Genomic DNA, 14,360 nt, shown 5'->3' with positions numbered 1-14,360 from the left:
CATGTCGTTGTTCGCCATTATACTGACCGTTATTGCCACCTTCTTCGCGATGGAATTTGTCGCGTGGAGCAGCCACAAATATATCATGCATGGCTGGGGCTGGGGCTGGCACCGCGACCATCACGAACCGCACGATAATGTTTTCGAAAAGAACGATCTTTACGGCGTGGTCGGCGCTGCGATGAGCATTTCGATGTTCGCCGTCGGCAGCCCGTTGGTGATGGGCGCGTCTGCGTGGGAACCGGGAACTTGGATTGGCCTTGGCATCCTTTTTTACGGCATCGTCTATACGCTGATCCATGACGGGTTGGTCCACCAACGCTATTTCCGCTGGGTGCCCAAGCGTGGCTATGCCAAGCGGTTGGTGCAGGCGCACAAACTGCACCATGCGACCATCGGTAAGGAGGGCGGGGTCAGCTTTGGCTTTGTAATCGCGCGTGATCCGGCCGTGTTAAAGCAGGAATTGAAGGCGCAGCGCGAGGCTGGAATCGCCGTCGTGCGCGACGCCTTGGGTTAGGCCTCAGGCCGCCGCCACAGCCAGGTCCCGCAAACCAACCCCACCGCTGCCGGTATCAACGACCAGGGTGGCGACATCGTCAACCCTCCGATCAGTGCGCTGGCAAGGAAAGCGGTGGTTGCCGACCATTTTGCGCGCCTGCTGACCACGCCCTTTTCGCGCCACGCGACAAGGTGGTGGCCATATTTCGGGTGGTTCATCAGCTTCGCCTCAAGCGCCGGGCTGCTGCGCGCAAAGCAGAATGCGGCGAGGATCATGAAGGGTACAGTGGGCAGGATCGGAAGGAAGATACCCACCGTTCCCAGCCCTACCGAAACCCATCCGGCAGCAAGATAGAGCCGACGCGCGATCACGCCTGGTGGATCGCCTTGGTGACATAATAGCTTTCAAGGCCCTCAGGGCCGCCTTCGCTGCCGAAGCCCGAATCCTTCACGCCGCCAAAGGGCATGTCGGGCATTGAGATGCCAGCGGTGTTGATGCCAACCATTCCCGATTCGATCAGGTCACCCGCCATGTTGGCGGTACGGCCATTTTCGGTATGGACGAAAGAGGCAAGGCCGAAAGGCAGGCGGTTCGCCTGCTCGATCGCTTCGTCGAATGACTTGAACGGCCGGATCAGGGCGACCGGGCCAAAAGGCTCGTGCGACATGATGTCAGCCTCTAACGGTACATCCGAAAGCACGGTCGGTCGGAAGAAGAAACCGTCACCATTTTCGGCGCTGCCCCCGGTTCCAACGCGCGCACCTTTGGCGATCGCATCCTCGATCAGGCTGCCAACAGCGGCGGGACGACGCGGATTTGCGAGCGGCCCCATGATCGTATCCGCATCAAGACCATTGCCAACCTTCACCTTGCCCGTCCGCTCGTTAAAACCGGCCACAAAGCGCTCGTAAATGCCTTCCTGCACATAAAAGCGAGTTGGCGAGATGCAGACTTGGCCGGCATTGCGGAACTTCTGTGTCACGACGATGTCGAGGGTCTTTTCGAGGTTGCAGTCGTCAAAAACCAGCACCGGTGCATGCCCGCCCAATTCCATCGTAACCCGTTTCACGCCATCGGCGGCGAGTTTCATCAGGTGCTTGCCGACCGGAATGGAGCCGGTAAAGCTCAGTTTGCGGATAACGGGGGAGCCGAGAAGGTGACGGCTGACCATATCGGGTACACCGAAAACAAGCTGTGCAACGCCAGCGGGAATTCCGGCATCGGCGATGCAGCGCATGATTTCGCTGGTTGACCCTGGGGTTTCTTCGGCGGGCTTGGCGATCACCGAACATCCGGTCGCAAGCGCAGCCGCAACCTTTTTCGACATCAGCGAAACCGGGAAGTTCCACGGAGTCAGCGATGCGACCGGGCCCACCGGCTGCTTCAGCACCATTGCGCGCTGGCCCGCAGGACGCAACGCGATGCGGCCATAGCTGCGCTTCGCTTCTTCGGCGCAATATTCGAAGACTGCAGCGCAGGAGAGGGTTTCGGTACGCGCTTCAGCGAGCGGTTTGCCCTGCTCCATCGTCAACAGCGTAGCGATATGTTCTGCCCGCTCGCGGATCAACGCTGCGGCCTTGTGCAAGATAACCGCGCGGGCATTGACGTCGGTCGCGCGCCACAGCGCAAAGCCTTTTTCCGAGGCCGCCAATGCCTCATCAAGATCTGTTGCTGTTGCCAACGGGATTTCGGCAATCACCTTGCCGGTGGCGGGGTTGAGCACCTGATGGACGTCGCGGCTTTCGCCCGATCGCCATGTGCCATTGATGTAAAGGGCGGGATCCGCCTGATATTCGCGTGTCATGAAAGTCCTGCGACAAAGATAAGTTATGGCAATCATCTAAGCGCTTTGCAGCGGGTTGGAAAGACCGACCCGTTTTAACCCGGGCTTTACCCCCCTGCGATTAAAGTCCCTATCCAATGGACCAGCCAAATCCGAAAACCCGACTGCCTCTGGCGGTTTTACGGCTCATGCGCTGGTTCGCGCCAACGGTACCGCGGTCAATCCGCGGGGCACTCCATGCGACCCAGCTCGATAATGTGCGTTCGCAAGTTCCGATGTTGCTCGCCGTGGCGGCGCTCAACACCTGCATCGTCATGGCCGTTTGCTGGAACAGCGGGCTGCCGTTTGCAAACTATGGCTGGATGTCGGGACTGATCATCTATTGTTTCGCGCGGATGACGATCTGGCGCAGAATTCTTGCAAAGCCGGTTTCTCCAGAAAAAGTGCCGAAAATCCTCAAAGCAAATGTCGGCCTTTCGGTCGGAATGATGGGCCTCTTGGGAATCGCTGCATCATTCACGTTTGTGGCGGGCACTTTTGCCTATCAAACGCTGATCCCCGTTTCGCTGGCTTTCGGGGCTACCGCGATTGCCCATTGCCTGTACACACTGCGCCCCGCGGCGATCGGCGTTCTGCTGATCGGGATCACGCCGGTTGCCCTGTCGATGATCCTGTCCGGGGATTTCAACGCCAAGATGCTCGGCATTTCGATGTTGAGCGTCGAAGCGCTGATGATCCGCTTTGTTACTGCCCAATATGATCGGATGATCGAAGGGCTGTTTCTAGCACAGCAGATTCGTGAACTCGCCGACACTGACCCGCTGACGAGCCTTCCCAACCGACGTGCCATCATGTCGACAATCGAAGCCGAATTGAAACAGCGAGGGCCGCGTTTCGGCATCGCGCTGCTCGATCTGGACGGGTTCAAACAGGTGAATGACAGCATGGGCCACCATGCCGGTGACCTGATGCTTTTGGGCGTCGGCGCGCGACTGTCAAACGCCGCTGAAGCCAAAGACAGTGTGGGCCGGCTGGGTGGTGATGAATTCATCGTGCTGTTCCGGAATGTCGAAAACAAGGCAGAGCTTTCTGCACGGACGACGGCCTTGCTGGCCGCGCTCTGCCGACCCATCGAAATCGATGGCGCACCGATGCCGGTGGCGGCCAGCCTTGGATTTGCGCTTTACCCCGACGATGGGGAAACGATTCGCGAGGTGATGCACGTGGCCGACACAGCGCTCTATGCAGAAAAGCGGTTGAGCAAAGCGCGCCCACAAGCCGTAGCGTCAAGCCGCCAAGCCGCCGCCTGAGGCGCAGAATCGGGCTTCCCAAATGCTTTTCCTGCTGCCAGCTTGGGCAGTGAGAGAGCATGGGAGGAACAAATATGGCAGAAATGGTAACCATCACCGATGGGCTTCGCTTTCCCGAGGGCCCGGTGGTCATGCCCGATGGCAGCGTTATCCTGACCGAAATCGCACGCGGCACAATCACCCGCGTAAAGCCCGATGGAAGCAAGGAAACGGTGGCGAAAGTGGGCGGAGGTCCCAACGGGCTTGCGCTTGGCCCGGATGGCAAACTCTATTGCTGCAACAATGGCGGGTTCGAATATGTCGAGGCGAATGGCTATCTCGCCCCGCATGGCATCGCCAACGACTATTCTGGCGGTCGGATCGAGCGGATCGATATCGAAACCGGCGCGGTCGAGGTGCTTTATAAGTCGGGCGATTTCGGCTGCGTGCTGCGCGGGCCCAACGATATCGTCTTCGACGAACATGGCGGCTTCTGGTTCACCGACCATGGCAAGGTCGATTATGCCAAGCGCTGTCACGACATTGTGGGCATTTTCTATGCTAAAGCTGATGGCAGCCATTTGGAAGAAGTGATCTTCCCGTCGAACAATCCTAATGGCGTCGGCCTCGCGCCCGATGGCAGCGCGCTTTATGCTGCCGAAACCTACACTTGCCGGTTGATGAAGTTCAACATCACCGCGCCCGGCAAAGTTGCGCCCGATGCCGGCCCCGGCGGTCCTGGCATCCCGCTCTATCGCCCGGCCGGCTATAAATTCTTCGACAGCCTCGCGATGGAAGCGAGCGGAAATATCTGCGTTGCCACAATTGGAGAATGCGGGATCAGTGTGATTTCGCCCGAGGGTGATCTGGTCGAATTTGTCGAGACTGATGATATTTTCACCACCAATATCGCGTTCGGCGGCGAAGACATGATGGATGCCTATATCACCCTTTCGGGAAGCGGCCGTCTGGTGAAGACGCGCTGGAACCGCCCCGGCCTGAAACTTCAATATTGAAACTCGCCCGATGTCGCGCCTGCATATCGAAGCCCATGTCGTCGACCGGATCGGTTGGTTGCGGGCGTCGATATTGGGCGCGAACGACGGCATTGTTTCGACCGCCAGCCTGATCGCGGGCGTTGCTGCCGCAGGGGCAGCGCAGTCGACCATCCTGCTGACCGGCGTTGCCGGGCTGGTTGCTGGCGCGATGTCGATGGCGGCAGGTGAGTATGTTTCGGTCAGTTCGCAAGGCGATGCCGAAAAGGCGGATATTGCTCGTGAGACCAGAGAGCTTGAAACCCAGCCTGAATTCGAACGCGAGGAGCTGATCGGCATCTATGAAAAGCGTGGGCTTGACCGCGACTTGGCTGAAAAGGTTGCGACGAAGCTGATGGAGGGCAATGCGCTTGAAACCCATCTGCGCGATGAGTTGGGGCTGACCAGCGAAATGTCGGCACGGCCGGTGCAGGCGGCCTTTGCGTCAGCCGCCAGCTTTGCTGCGGGTGCCGCGCTGCCACTGGCCTTGGTTCCTGTATTCCCCGGATCGTCGCTGGCGTGGATCGTTTCGGGTGCTTCGCTTCTCTTCCTTGCCATATTGGGTGTGGTCGGTGCAAAGGCAGGGGGCGCCCCAATGGGCAAGGCAGTGGCACGGGTCACTTTCTGGGGTGCAGTTGCAATGGGGGCAACGGCAGGCATTGGTGCGCTGTTCGGAACAACGGTAGGATAGGAATCATGGCTGCTACTGCGTGGGCGATCGACATTGACAGGGATGATGTCAGCAAGACCGAGATTGTGACGGCTTCCACCGAAGTTGGCCCCGGTGAGATATTGGTGCATGTTGATAGCTTTGCCATGACGGCCAACAACATCACTTATGCCGTGTTCGGAAAGCCGGCCGGCCTGTTTGGCAACGAACAGGGCTATTGGGATTTCTTCAGCGAACGCGGCACTCCAGGGCGCCTTCCCGTCTGGGGCTTTGCGACGGTGCTGGTCAGCGATGTCGAAGGTGTCGCTCCAGGGGACCAATATTATGGCTATTATCCGATGGCGAGCCATGCGGTGCTGACCCCCGGCCATATTGGCGGCGGCAGCTTTGTCGATGTGACGCCGCGGCGCACGACATTGCCGCCAATCTACAACCAGTATCAACGGGTTGAGGCGATCCCAGACTATAAGCCTGAACATCATGACTATTGGCCAGTGTTCCGCCCGCTGTTCCTCACCGGTTGGCTGATCGCCGACCAGTTTGAAGATGAAGGCGATTATGGCGTGCAGCAATTGCTGATTGCCAGCGCGTCGAGCAAGACCGCAATCGGCCTTGGCCACGCGATGAAGCAGCGCAGCGATCGTCCGCGCACCATCGGCCTTACCAGCAAGGCCAATGCGGCGGGGCTCGCCGACCTTGGTATTTATGATCAGGTGGTCGCCTATGACGATATTGCCACGCTCGATGCATCGGTGCCCTCGGCTCTTGTAGATATGGCGGGCAGCGGTGCTGTCACCGCAGCGGTGCACCGCCATTTTGGCGACGCGATCAAATATTCGATGGTCGTCGGCAAATCACATTGGGATGCAGCGCCCGAAATGGGTGAACTGCCCGGTGCCCCCCGCGAAGGTTTCTTCGCCCCCGGCCGCAGCCAGAAACGCATCGCCGATTGGGGTGCGCGCGGCTTTGGCGAACGCATTGCAGCAGCATGGCTCGGCTTTATGGAAGTCGCGCCGAACATCGCTAGCATCGACAAGCGCAGCGGCAGCGACGGTGCGCTTGCCGCCTATCACGAAGTATTGAGCGGCAAAGCCGATCCAAAGACAGGAATTATCGTCACCCCATGAAACATAGCCATGTGATTTTCGATTTCGGCGGAGTGATAACTTCGTCGCCCTTTGAAGCGTTCAATCGTCTTGAGGCGGAGCGCGGATTGCCGCGCGATTTCGTCCGCACCGTCAATTCGACCAATCCTGACGACAATGCCTGGGCCAAGTTTGAGCGTGCGGAAATCGACGTCGAAGGTTTTGACGCCCTGTTCGCAGCAGAGGCTGAAGCCTTGGGCCATGCACTTGACGGGGCATCGGTGATCGGCTGCCTCGCGGGTGATGTGCGACCCTATATGGTGACGGCGCTCGACCGGCTGAAGGACCAAGGTTTTGGTGTTGGCTGCATCACCAACAATGTGAAGGCAGGCCGAGGTGCCGCCATGGCCCGCAGCGAAGACAAGGCGCTGGAAGTCGAAAGCATCATGGCGCGTTTCGACCATGTGATCGAAAGTTCGAAAGCCGGCGTCCGCAAACCCGATCCGCGCATCTACCAGATGATGTGCGAAGCGCTGTCGGTTGCGCCTGAAAACTGCATCTATCTGGATGATCTGGGCATCAACTGCAAACCCGCCGCCGGGCTCGGCATGCACGCCATCAAGGTGACCAGCGGGGAACAGGCGCTCGCTGATCTGGAAGCAGTGCTGGGGATGCAACTGCGATAGGCTTGCCCTTGCGGAAAGCTGACCGAGGCGTTAGGTGGCGGGCCTCTCCCAACACCAACCGTAAGGTCGGAATCCCATGAAAAAACTCTATCCCGATGCTAAAGCTGCACTTGATGGCTTGCTGAAGAATGACCTGTTGATTGCCAGCGGCGGCTTTGGCCTTTGCGGCATTCCTGAACGCCTACTCGATGCAGTGCGCGACAGTGGCGTCACCGGTCTCACCTTTGTTTCGAACAATGCGGGCATCGACAATGAAGGCATCGGCAAGCTTCTTCGTACCAAGCAGGTGAAGAAGATGATTTCTTCCTATGTTGGCGAGAACAAGGAATTTGAACGCCAATATCTTTCGCGCGAACTTGAAGTCGAATTCTGCCCGCAGGGTACATTGGCAGAGCGGATGCGCGCAGGCGGCGCTGGCATCCCCGGTTTCTATACCAAGACCGGCGTCGGCACACAGGTGGCCGAGGGTAAGGAAGTAAAGGTCTTCGACGGTGAGGAATATATCCTCGAACGCGGTATCTTCGCCGATCTCAGCCTGGTGAAGGCCTGGAAGGCCGACGAAAGTGGCAACGTCGTTTTCCGCAAGACGGCGCGCAACTTCAACGTTCCGGCTGCGACATGCGGCAAGGTATGCGTGGTCGAGGTTGAGGAAGTGGTGCCGGTGGGCAGCCTTGATCCCGATGCGATCCATTTGCCCGGCGTCTATGTGCAGCGCATGATCATCGGCGCGCCTTACGACAAGAAGATCGAGTTCCGCACCGTGCGGGAGCGCGAGGCTGCCTGATGCGCTTCGGCGCGGTCGTTCTTCTGATTGTTTCCGCTGCGTTGTTGCAAGGCTGCGCAGCGGCGCTGCTGCCTGTGGTTGCAGCGGGCGCCATCGGCAAGACGCAGGTTGATGCTGCGCAGGCGCGCACTCGTGCTGCCGAGCAACAACTTGCCGACCTGCCTCAGGCGCAGCGCGAGGCGGTGGTCACTGTCGCTCCGGTCGAAGAAACACCGACTCCCGCAGCCGAACCTGTGGTGCAGACGGCGCAGATCCCGGCCCAACCAGTGGCGCTTGCCGATATCAACCATCCCTATCTGCCGATGGCACGCTATGCCTTGGCGCAGGCCGAGCGCAGGCAGGCCGGCGCATCGGTGCGCTCTGCCGTGCTGGTTGAAAAGGTGTCGTTGATCGAACCGCGCGCGGTCGATTGCGGGGACAAACCATCGGCTATCATTATCGACATGGACGAAGCGCCCGGTGTCGAATTAAGCGATGGTGAGGCGATCGGCTTCGGCGAACTGCTTCAGTACCTGCGCGACAATGGCATCGTCATCGCTTGGGTAAGCGGTCGCAGCACAGGCGAACTTGCTGAAGACCTTGCGCTTTTGCAGGGCGGCGACTTTCCCGCGATGCAGGCTGACGATATCCAGTTGTTCGCTTGGCCCGGCCTTCGCAAGCAGGAGCGGCGGTGGAATTTCGCCGCTACACACTGCGTGCTCGCCATCGCCGGCGACCGCAAATCCGATTTTGACGAATTATTCGATTACCTGCGCGATCCGGATTACGCGATCCGGCTCGATGCCTGGACCGACAGGGGCTGGTTCCTGCTCCCCTATCCCGCAGCGGTCGCTGCTGCTACGCATTCTCCCAAAGCTACAGAAGTGGATAACACCCCATGACAACGCATGACGGCCTAACCAAAGGATGGACCCGCGACGAGATGGCGGCCCGCGCCGCAAAGGAATTGCAGGACGGGTATTATGTAAATCTCGGCATCGGCATCCCGACGCTGGTGGCAAACCACATCCCCGAGGGCATGGATGTGACTTTGCAGTCCGAAAACGGCATGCTTGGCATCGGGCCCTTCCCCTATGACGATGAAGTCGATCCTGACCTGATCAACGCAGGCAAGCAAACGATTAGCGAACTTCCGCAGTCAGCCTATTTCGACAGCGCACAATCCTTCGCGATGATCCGCGGCGGGCATATCGATCTCACCGTACTTGGTGCAATGGAAGTTGCCGAAAATGGCGACATCGCCAACTGGATGGTTCCCGGCAAGATGATCAAGGGAATGGGTGGCGCGATGGACCTGGTCGCAGGCGTCAAGAAAATCATCGTGGTGATGGAACATGTCGCCAAGGACGGTAGCCCCAAATTCATTCCGGCCTGCACTCTCCCACTGACGGGCAGGAATGTTGTCGACATGGTGATTACCGATCTCGCCGTTTTCCAGCGTCCCGACCATGCTTCGCCTTTCCGCTTGATTGAAATGGCGCCGGGCGTAACTGCGGATGAAGTCGCCGCAAAAACCACGGCGCATTACCTGGCCTGATAGAGAGTGATGCAGATACCGGACTCTGAAACCCAAAAGGGAGCGATGAATAGCATCGAAGCGGCGCTTGTCGCCGAAGAGGCTTCATCGCTCGCGGGCTATCGCGGACCATGCCATTGCTGCGAAGGTGATGGCGTGCATTGGGGTCAGGAAGCCGGCAGAATTTGATGCCTAGCAAACGTATTGTCAAAAACTGGGCTTGGTTTGCGGTTGCCGCCGTTATGCTGCTGATCGTCGGATGGATTGCCAGTTTCGCGATAGAAGAAGGCGATCTTGCCTCTGATTACATCCCTAACATCGCCGAAGTGTCAGCTAAAATCGGTAACCTTCCCGACACGCCAGAGGAATGGGAAGGGCGGATAGATTACCCAGCCTTGGAACAGCAATTGGCCGAATTGTCGCTGCGCCCCGAAATGGCCGGGTTGGCAGTTGCGGTGGTCGAAGATGGCCGGATCAGCTTCGTACGTACCTACGGATTTGCCGATCGCTCGACCGGGGCACTCGTCGGGCAGCAGACGGTATTCCGCTGGGCATCGGTCTCCAAGACGGCGACCGGCATCTTGGCGGCGAAGCTGGTCGATGAAGGCCGGATCAATCTCGACCGGCCAGCCAGCACTTGGCGCAGTTCGCTGCGCTTGCCCGACGACGCGGAAACGCGGATCAGCGTGGGGCAGATAATGTCTCAACAGACGGGTCTTACAAAAAATGCCTATGACGAAAGGCTGGAAGATGGCCAAAATCCGCGCGCATTGCGGGGAAGCCTGGCAGAGGCGCCATTGCAGTGCGAGCCGGGCACCTGCCACACCTACCAGAATATAGCCTTTGACGCCGCAAGCGAGATACTGGCGCGCGCGGCGAAGCAGCCATTTGACGAAGCGGTCCATGATCGCTTCTTCCGGCCGCTCGGCATGGTCAGCGCGCGCTACGGGATGGCGGGTTTGACCAACTCGAGCGATTGGGCCCGTCCGCATAATGGCCAGCATGTCCGCCAACTGAAAGAAGCCTATTGGCGCGTCCCTGCAGCCGCCGGGATTGAAAGCAATATTGTCGATTTCGCGCGCTGGATGCAGGCGATGATGGGTGAATATCCCGATGTGCTGCCCGCGTCGGTGCTCAAAATTGCGCATGCACCGCGCGTGAAGACCGGGCGCCTCTATGGCGGAGATTTGCGACAGGCCAATGGCGATGCTTCCTATGGGCTGGGCTGGCGAAGTTTCAGCTATAACGGCCTTCGGCTCGAAGGCCATTCGGGTGCGGTCGACGGCTATCGCGCAACGATGATATTCGAGCCTGCAACGCGTACGGGTGTCGTTGCGATGTGGAACAGTAATTGGGGTTTCCCCTTCCGTATCCCTTTTGCTGTGATCGACAGCTATCATGATCGCGCGGATTCCAATTGTCTGGATTTGAGCCGCCTGCCATAGGCATGGGCAACATTTCTGGAGGCACGAGATGGATTATGCGCTGATCACCGCAAACCGGAATTATTCGAGTTGGTCACTGCGTCCCTGGCTCCTGATGAAAGGATTGCGGTTGGAATTCGAAGACAGGTTCGAACCCTTTACCAAGCCGAGCAATTACGAAGAATTTCGTGCCTTCTCGCCTACCGGGCAGGTGCCGGTGCTGCTGCACGAAGGCCGCACCATTTATGATTCGATGGGCATCACGCTTTACCTTGCCGACCGGCATGAGGGCGTATGGCCCAAGGATGCCGACGCGCGCGGCTGGGCGCAATGCGCGGCATCGGAAATGCACAGCGGCTTTGCTGCATTGCGTAACGACTGCACGATGAATGTTGGTGTGCGTGTGAAGCCCAAACCGATGTCCGATGCGCTCAAGGCCAATGTCGCGCGCATTCGCGAATTGTGGGAGGAAGGCCTGTCCCGCTTCGGCGGCCCATATCTGGCTGGTCCGGAATTCAGCGCAGCCGATGCCTTTTTCGCGCCTGTGGCCTATCGTGTTCGCACCTATGGCCTCGATGTTGGCAAGAGTCAGGCCTGGGTCGACCATATCCTCGCGCACCCGGCCATGCAGGAGTGGGAAGCTGCTGCGCTCAAAGAAGAATGGCGCGAGATAAGCCATGAGGAAGAGCTGAGGGCTTGTGGGGAGATTATTGCCGATTATCGGTCGGCTTGATTGCTCGCTTTCACGGCATTCGCAAAAAGCGCCCCTTCATCGGGCGCAAAATGCAGGAACAGGCTGGGCTCGATCAATTCCAACTCCATAAGCCGGAATGTTCCCTCGCTATCGCGCACCATATCGACGCGGGCATAGGTCAGGGTTCCACAACCTAGCAGCCGATCGGCAGCGACCATGGCGGTTTCGGCAAGCGCTCTTGCATCGGCTGGCGCATAGATGCTGCGCTCTACCCCGCCAAATTGTTCCTGCACGCGAAAGTCGCCTTGCGCAGGATGCTTGCTGATGGCGTGGCTGTATCGGCCGCCAAAATAGAATAGCGAATACTCGCCGTCATCCGCGATGGCTGGTAGATAGGGCTGCACCAGCATCCGTTTTCCAACCGCATCGGCGGGCAAGGGGTCGGAGGGGCCAATCAGATACGTGCCGTCCGCTCCGCCTGAAATGGGGGGTTTGACGACAAGGCGCGGGCTTTCGAAAATTGCGCGTGCGCTTTCGAGCGCTGCATCGTTCATCGATTCTCGAATCAAGGTGGGCACGGATGCCACGCCAGCTTCGGTCAACTCAGCCAGATAGGCCTTGTCGCTGTTCCAGCGCAGCACCTTGGCGGGATTGGCCAGTGGTAGTGCCTCAGCTTCCAACTTATCGAGCAGCGCAAACCATGCGGTCACGTCGCGTTGGTAACCCCAGGCCAGCAAGGGCAATATAAGGTCGAACTGGGAAAGATCGCCAGGGTCGGTCCACGGCCGAAAGCTTAGATCGGGGCCGAGCAATCGCTCATAATGCGCCTTGGGCAGCGACCAGTTTTCCCAATAATCGTGGGCAGGGGTAAGGATTGCGATGTTGGACATGGCTGGAATTGATCGTCAAACTTTCTCGCCTGCCATCTTCATGACTTCGGCCCATTCCTCTGGCCTGACCTTGCCAACCGAGAGGCGCGACAGGCGGACAAGGTCCATCTCGGCCAGTTTGGGGTTGGCCTTGATCGCCTTCAACGGCACCGGGTTTTTCAGTTTCTTGACCGGCTTCACCTTCACCGCGACAAATTTTCCCTTCTCGTCGGTGGGATCGATAAAGGCTTCCTTGCTGATCTTGATGATCCCGACTGCCTCGACGCCGATATTGCTGTGATAGAAAATGGCGAGGTCGCCCTTTTTCATCGTTTTCATATTGAGCGCGGCAGCGTGGTTGCGCACGCCATCCCACATTCCCTCCTTTTCAGCGACAAGGTCATCCCAACTGTAAACGTCGGGTTCCGACTTCATCAGCCAATATTGCTCGGACATTTTGCTTTCCTTTGATGGCCTTGTTTGATCGGGGTCAATTTCTCTGGCGCGGCCTTTGGTCAAGGGCTATTCGCATGGATATGACTCAAATGCCCGATATTTCGCTGAGCAGCAGCGACACCCAAGCCATATCGAAAGCCTTAGGCGACAGTTTCCGCACCTACGGATTTGCCAAGGTGATTGATCATGGCATCGACCCACACCTTACCAAGGAGGCATGGCGGCTCTCCAAACAACTCTTCGCTCGGCCGACCGAAGAGAAAATGCGCTGGTACGACAAGGATATTGCCGGCCAGCGCGGCTACACGCCGTTCAAGACCGAGATCGCCAAGGGTGCGGACCATCATGACCTGAAGGAATTCTGGCATGTGGGCCGTACGCTTCCGGCTGGTCATCCGCTCGAAGCCGAGATGCTCAAGAATATCTGGCCCGACAGCGTGGCTGGTTTCCGCGACGTGTTCGAGCCGCTTTATGCCGAATTCGACCGGGTTGGCGCCAAGATACTTTCCTACCTCGCCCTTTACCTGGGACTCGAGGCTGACTGGTTTGACGACAAGATCAATGTCGGCAACTCGATCCTGCGGCTGCTTCACTATCCGCCCATCGAGGGCGATACCGAAGGCTGTATCCGCGCCGGTGCGCATGAGGATATCAACCTCATAACGCTTTTGCTGGGCGCGGAGGAATCGGGGCTGCAGATATTGCGGCCCGATGGCACCTGGATGGATGTCTCGCCGCCCGAAGGCGGGCTGTCCCTCAATGTCGGCGATATGCTGCAGCGGCTGTGCAACCATTTCCTGCCCTCGACCACGCACCGCGTGCGCAATCCAATGGGGGAACGGTCAAAGTTCAGCCGCTATTCGATGCCCTTCTTCCTGCACCTCAATTCGGATTATCCGATTGCAACCTTGCCGCAGTGCATCAGCGCGGAAAATCCGAACCGCTATCCCGAGCCAATCCTTGCGGATGATTATCTGAAAGAACGACTGATCGAGATCGGCCTGTTGAAGGCGTAATCAGAATTTACCTTTAGTGAATTCGCTATTTGCGATGGGGGTAGCATGTCGGATGCGGCCCCCATTTGCATTGCAGTCCTTGCGCATAATGAAGCGGCGCGGATCGCGACCTGCCTCAACAGCCTGCCGCTGAACGATCCCGAAGTCGCCATCCATGTGGTCGTCAATGGATCAACCGATGCGACCGCCTCTATCGCCGCTGATATAGCCTCGACGGCTTCGAACGTGCGGGTGCATGTGTTCAAGGAAGGCGGAAAGGCGCGCAGCTGGAACCGATTCTTGTTCGACCAACTTACCGCATTTCATGCAACGCATGTGTTCGTCGATGGCGATGCAGAGATTGTTCCCGGGTCGATCGCGGCGTTGGAGGCAACACTGAAGGCACAGCCGGGGGCCAACGCAGCAGCTGGCCTGCCCATGAACGGACGCAAGATGGCCCATTACCAGCAGGCGATGCGCGCCGAGCATGGCCTGTTCGGCGATCTTTATGCCCTGCGCGGGGATTTCCTGTCGCGAATGAAGGCCGCGAACATCCGCTTGCCCGATGATGTGATT

18 protein-coding genes (1 of these 18 running past the window's edge) are annotated in these 14,360 nt (G+C 58.5%); 14 read left to right on the top strand and 4 right to left on the bottom strand.

The window, feature by feature from the left end; genetic code table 11:
• The first annotated feature begins 1 nt into the window (after position 1).
• Positions 2-517 (top strand): sterol desaturase family protein, encoded by a 516-nt coding sequence (locus ACFSAG_RS03365; RefSeq protein WP_381511397.1) that lies wholly within the window; start codon positions 2-4, stop codon positions 515-517.
• Here ACFSAG_RS03365 and ACFSAG_RS03360 read toward each other — a convergent pair.
• Together ACFSAG_RS03360 and ACFSAG_RS03355 are read right to left on the bottom strand one after the other, a co-directional pair.
• Positions 514-867 (bottom strand): YbaN family protein, encoded by a 354-nt coding sequence (locus ACFSAG_RS03360; RefSeq protein WP_374612593.1) that lies wholly within the window; start codon positions 865-867, stop codon positions 514-516. The two genes, ACFSAG_RS03365 and ACFSAG_RS03360, sit on opposite strands and share 4 nt — an antisense overlap.
• The gene (locus ACFSAG_RS03355; protein ID WP_381511395.1) at positions 867-2,303 is read right to left on the bottom strand and encodes an NAD-dependent succinate-semialdehyde dehydrogenase; all 1,437 of its coding nucleotides are present in this window, start codon (positions 2,301-2,303) and stop codon (positions 867-869) included. The genes ACFSAG_RS03360 and ACFSAG_RS03355 overlap by 1 nt, the downstream gene beginning before the upstream one ends.
• Positions 2,304-2,539: 236 nt before the next feature.
• Here ACFSAG_RS03355 and ACFSAG_RS03350 point away from each other — a divergent pair, with 236 nt between their 5' ends.
• The 11 genes from ACFSAG_RS03350 to ACFSAG_RS03300 all read left to right on the top strand — a co-directional run bounded on the left by ACFSAG_RS03350 (position 2,540) and on the right by ACFSAG_RS03300 (position 11,503).
• Complete coding sequence (locus ACFSAG_RS03350) at positions 2,540-3,592, top strand: diguanylate cyclase domain-containing protein (protein WP_381511393.1); 1,053 nt, start codon at positions 2,540-2,542, stop codon at positions 3,590-3,592.
• A 74-nt stretch (positions 3,593-3,666) separates the two neighbouring features.
• Positions 3,667-4,587, top strand: coding sequence for an SMP-30/gluconolactonase/LRE family protein (locus ACFSAG_RS03345; RefSeq protein WP_381511390.1), 921 nt, complete (start codon positions 3,667-3,669; stop codon positions 4,585-4,587).
• Positions 4,588-4,597: 10 nt separating this feature from the next.
• Complete coding sequence (locus ACFSAG_RS03340; protein ID WP_381511388.1) at positions 4,598-5,296, top strand: VIT1/CCC1 transporter family protein; 699 nt, start codon at positions 4,598-4,600, stop codon at positions 5,294-5,296.
• A gap of 5 nt (positions 5,297-5,301) precedes the next feature.
• Positions 5,302-6,402, top strand: coding sequence for a DUF2855 family protein (locus ACFSAG_RS03335; protein WP_381511386.1), 1,101 nt, complete (start codon positions 5,302-5,304; stop codon positions 6,400-6,402).
• The gene (locus ACFSAG_RS03330; protein WP_381511384.1) at positions 6,399-7,046 is read left to right on the top strand and encodes an HAD-IA family hydrolase; all 648 of its coding nucleotides are present in this window, start codon (positions 6,399-6,401) and stop codon (positions 7,044-7,046) included. Before ACFSAG_RS03335 ends, ACFSAG_RS03330 begins: the two co-directional genes overlap by 4 nt.
• Positions 7,047-7,122: 76 nt before the next feature.
• Entirely contained in the window at positions 7,123-7,830 is a 708-nt protein-coding gene (locus tag ACFSAG_RS03325; protein WP_381511382.1) for a CoA transferase subunit A, read from the top strand.
• Positions 7,830-8,711, top strand: a complete 882-nt coding sequence (locus ACFSAG_RS03320; RefSeq protein WP_381511380.1) for a hypothetical protein — start codon at positions 7,830-7,832, stop codon at positions 8,709-8,711. Before ACFSAG_RS03325 ends, ACFSAG_RS03320 begins: the two co-directional genes overlap by 1 nt.
• Positions 8,708-9,367, top strand: coding sequence for a CoA transferase subunit B (locus ACFSAG_RS03315; protein WP_374612558.1), 660 nt, complete (start codon positions 8,708-8,710; stop codon positions 9,365-9,367). The genes ACFSAG_RS03320 and ACFSAG_RS03315 overlap by 4 nt, the downstream gene beginning before the upstream one ends.
• 45 nt (positions 9,368-9,412) lie before the next feature.
• The gene (locus ACFSAG_RS03310) at positions 9,413-9,535 is read left to right on the top strand and encodes a hypothetical protein (RefSeq protein ID WP_374612560.1); all 123 of its coding nucleotides are present in this window, start codon (positions 9,413-9,415) and stop codon (positions 9,533-9,535) included.
• Entirely contained in the window at positions 9,535-10,791 is a 1,257-nt protein-coding gene (locus ACFSAG_RS03305) for a serine hydrolase domain-containing protein (RefSeq protein ID WP_381511378.1), read from the top strand. Before ACFSAG_RS03310 ends, ACFSAG_RS03305 begins: the two co-directional genes overlap by 1 nt.
• A 28-nt stretch (positions 10,792-10,819) precedes the next feature.
• A complete protein-coding gene (locus tag ACFSAG_RS03300) occupies positions 10,820-11,503 on the top strand; it encodes a glutathione S-transferase family protein (protein WP_381511376.1) in 684 nt (227 codons plus the stop codon).
• Here the strand turns inward: ACFSAG_RS03300 and ACFSAG_RS03295 are convergent.
• Positions 11,488-12,354, bottom strand: coding sequence for an ATP-grasp domain-containing protein (locus tag ACFSAG_RS03295; RefSeq protein ID WP_381511374.1), 867 nt, complete (start codon positions 12,352-12,354; stop codon positions 11,488-11,490). The two genes, ACFSAG_RS03300 and ACFSAG_RS03295, sit on opposite strands and share 16 nt — an antisense overlap.
• A gap of 15 nt (positions 12,355-12,369) precedes the next feature.
• Entirely contained in the window at positions 12,370-12,789 is a 420-nt protein-coding gene (locus ACFSAG_RS03290; RefSeq protein WP_374612567.1) for an EVE domain-containing protein, read from the bottom strand.
• 74 nt (positions 12,790-12,863) lie between these two features.
• Between ACFSAG_RS03290 and ACFSAG_RS03285 the strand changes: the two genes are divergently transcribed.
• Together ACFSAG_RS03285 and ACFSAG_RS03280 are read left to right on the top strand one after the other, a co-directional pair.
• Positions 12,864-13,805 (top strand): isopenicillin N synthase family dioxygenase, encoded by a 942-nt coding sequence (locus ACFSAG_RS03285; protein WP_381511372.1) that lies wholly within the window; start codon positions 12,864-12,866, stop codon positions 13,803-13,805.
• Between the two features lie 45 nt (positions 13,806-13,850).
• On the top strand, positions 13,851-14,360 hold the 5' portion of the coding sequence (locus tag ACFSAG_RS03280) for a glycosyltransferase family A protein (protein ID WP_381511369.1). Its footprint extends 360 nt past the window's final position; the window shows 510 of its 870 coding nt (coding positions 1-510); its start codon is at positions 13,851-13,853; its stop codon lies off the right edge, out of view.

This window comes from Sphingorhabdus buctiana, from assembly GCF_042680825.1.
Taxonomy (GTDB): Bacteria; Pseudomonadota; Alphaproteobacteria; order Sphingomonadales; family Sphingomonadaceae; genus Sphingorhabdus_B; species Sphingorhabdus_B buctiana.
This window is presented reverse-complemented; position numbering and strand designations above follow the sequence as displayed.

Excerpts from the sequence above, each read along its gene's own strand:
- ACFSAG_RS03365 (WP_381511397.1), top strand. The coding sequence starts at position 2 with ATGTCGTTGTTCGCCATTATACTGACCGTTATTGCCACCTTCTTCGCG.
- ACFSAG_RS03355 (WP_381511395.1), bottom strand. The coding sequence starts at position 2,303 with ATGACACGCGAATATCAGGCGGATCCCGCCCTTTACATCAATGGCACA.
- ACFSAG_RS03345 (WP_381511390.1), top strand. The coding sequence starts at position 3,667 with ATGGCAGAAATGGTAACCATCACCGATGGGCTTCGCTTTCCCGAGGGC.
- ACFSAG_RS03340 (WP_381511388.1), top strand. The coding sequence starts at position 4,598 with ATGTCGCGCCTGCATATCGAAGCCCATGTCGTCGACCGGATCGGTTGG.
- ACFSAG_RS03335 (WP_381511386.1), top strand. The coding sequence starts at position 5,302 with ATGGCTGCTACTGCGTGGGCGATCGACATTGACAGGGATGATGTCAGC.
- ACFSAG_RS03330 (WP_381511384.1), top strand. The coding sequence starts at position 6,399 with ATGAAACATAGCCATGTGATTTTCGATTTCGGCGGAGTGATAACTTCG.
- ACFSAG_RS03325 (WP_381511382.1), top strand. The coding sequence starts at position 7,123 with ATGAAAAAACTCTATCCCGATGCTAAAGCTGCACTTGATGGCTTGCTG.
- ACFSAG_RS03320 (WP_381511380.1), top strand. The coding sequence starts at position 7,830 with ATGCGCTTCGGCGCGGTCGTTCTTCTGATTGTTTCCGCTGCGTTGTTG.
- ACFSAG_RS03315 (WP_374612558.1), top strand. The coding sequence starts at position 8,708 with ATGACAACGCATGACGGCCTAACCAAAGGATGGACCCGCGACGAGATG.
- ACFSAG_RS03310 (WP_374612560.1), top strand. The coding sequence starts at position 9,413 with ATGAATAGCATCGAAGCGGCGCTTGTCGCCGAAGAGGCTTCATCGCTC.
- ACFSAG_RS03305 (WP_381511378.1), top strand. The coding sequence starts at position 9,535 with ATGCCTAGCAAACGTATTGTCAAAAACTGGGCTTGGTTTGCGGTTGCC.
- ACFSAG_RS03300 (WP_381511376.1), top strand. The coding sequence starts at position 10,820 with ATGGATTATGCGCTGATCACCGCAAACCGGAATTATTCGAGTTGGTCA.
- ACFSAG_RS03295 (WP_381511374.1), bottom strand. The coding sequence starts at position 12,354 with ATGTCCAACATCGCAATCCTTACCCCTGCCCACGATTATTGGGAAAAC.
- ACFSAG_RS03290 (WP_374612567.1), bottom strand. The coding sequence starts at position 12,789 with ATGTCCGAGCAATATTGGCTGATGAAGTCGGAACCCGACGTTTACAGT.
- ACFSAG_RS03285 (WP_381511372.1), top strand. The coding sequence starts at position 12,864 with ATGGATATGACTCAAATGCCCGATATTTCGCTGAGCAGCAGCGACACC.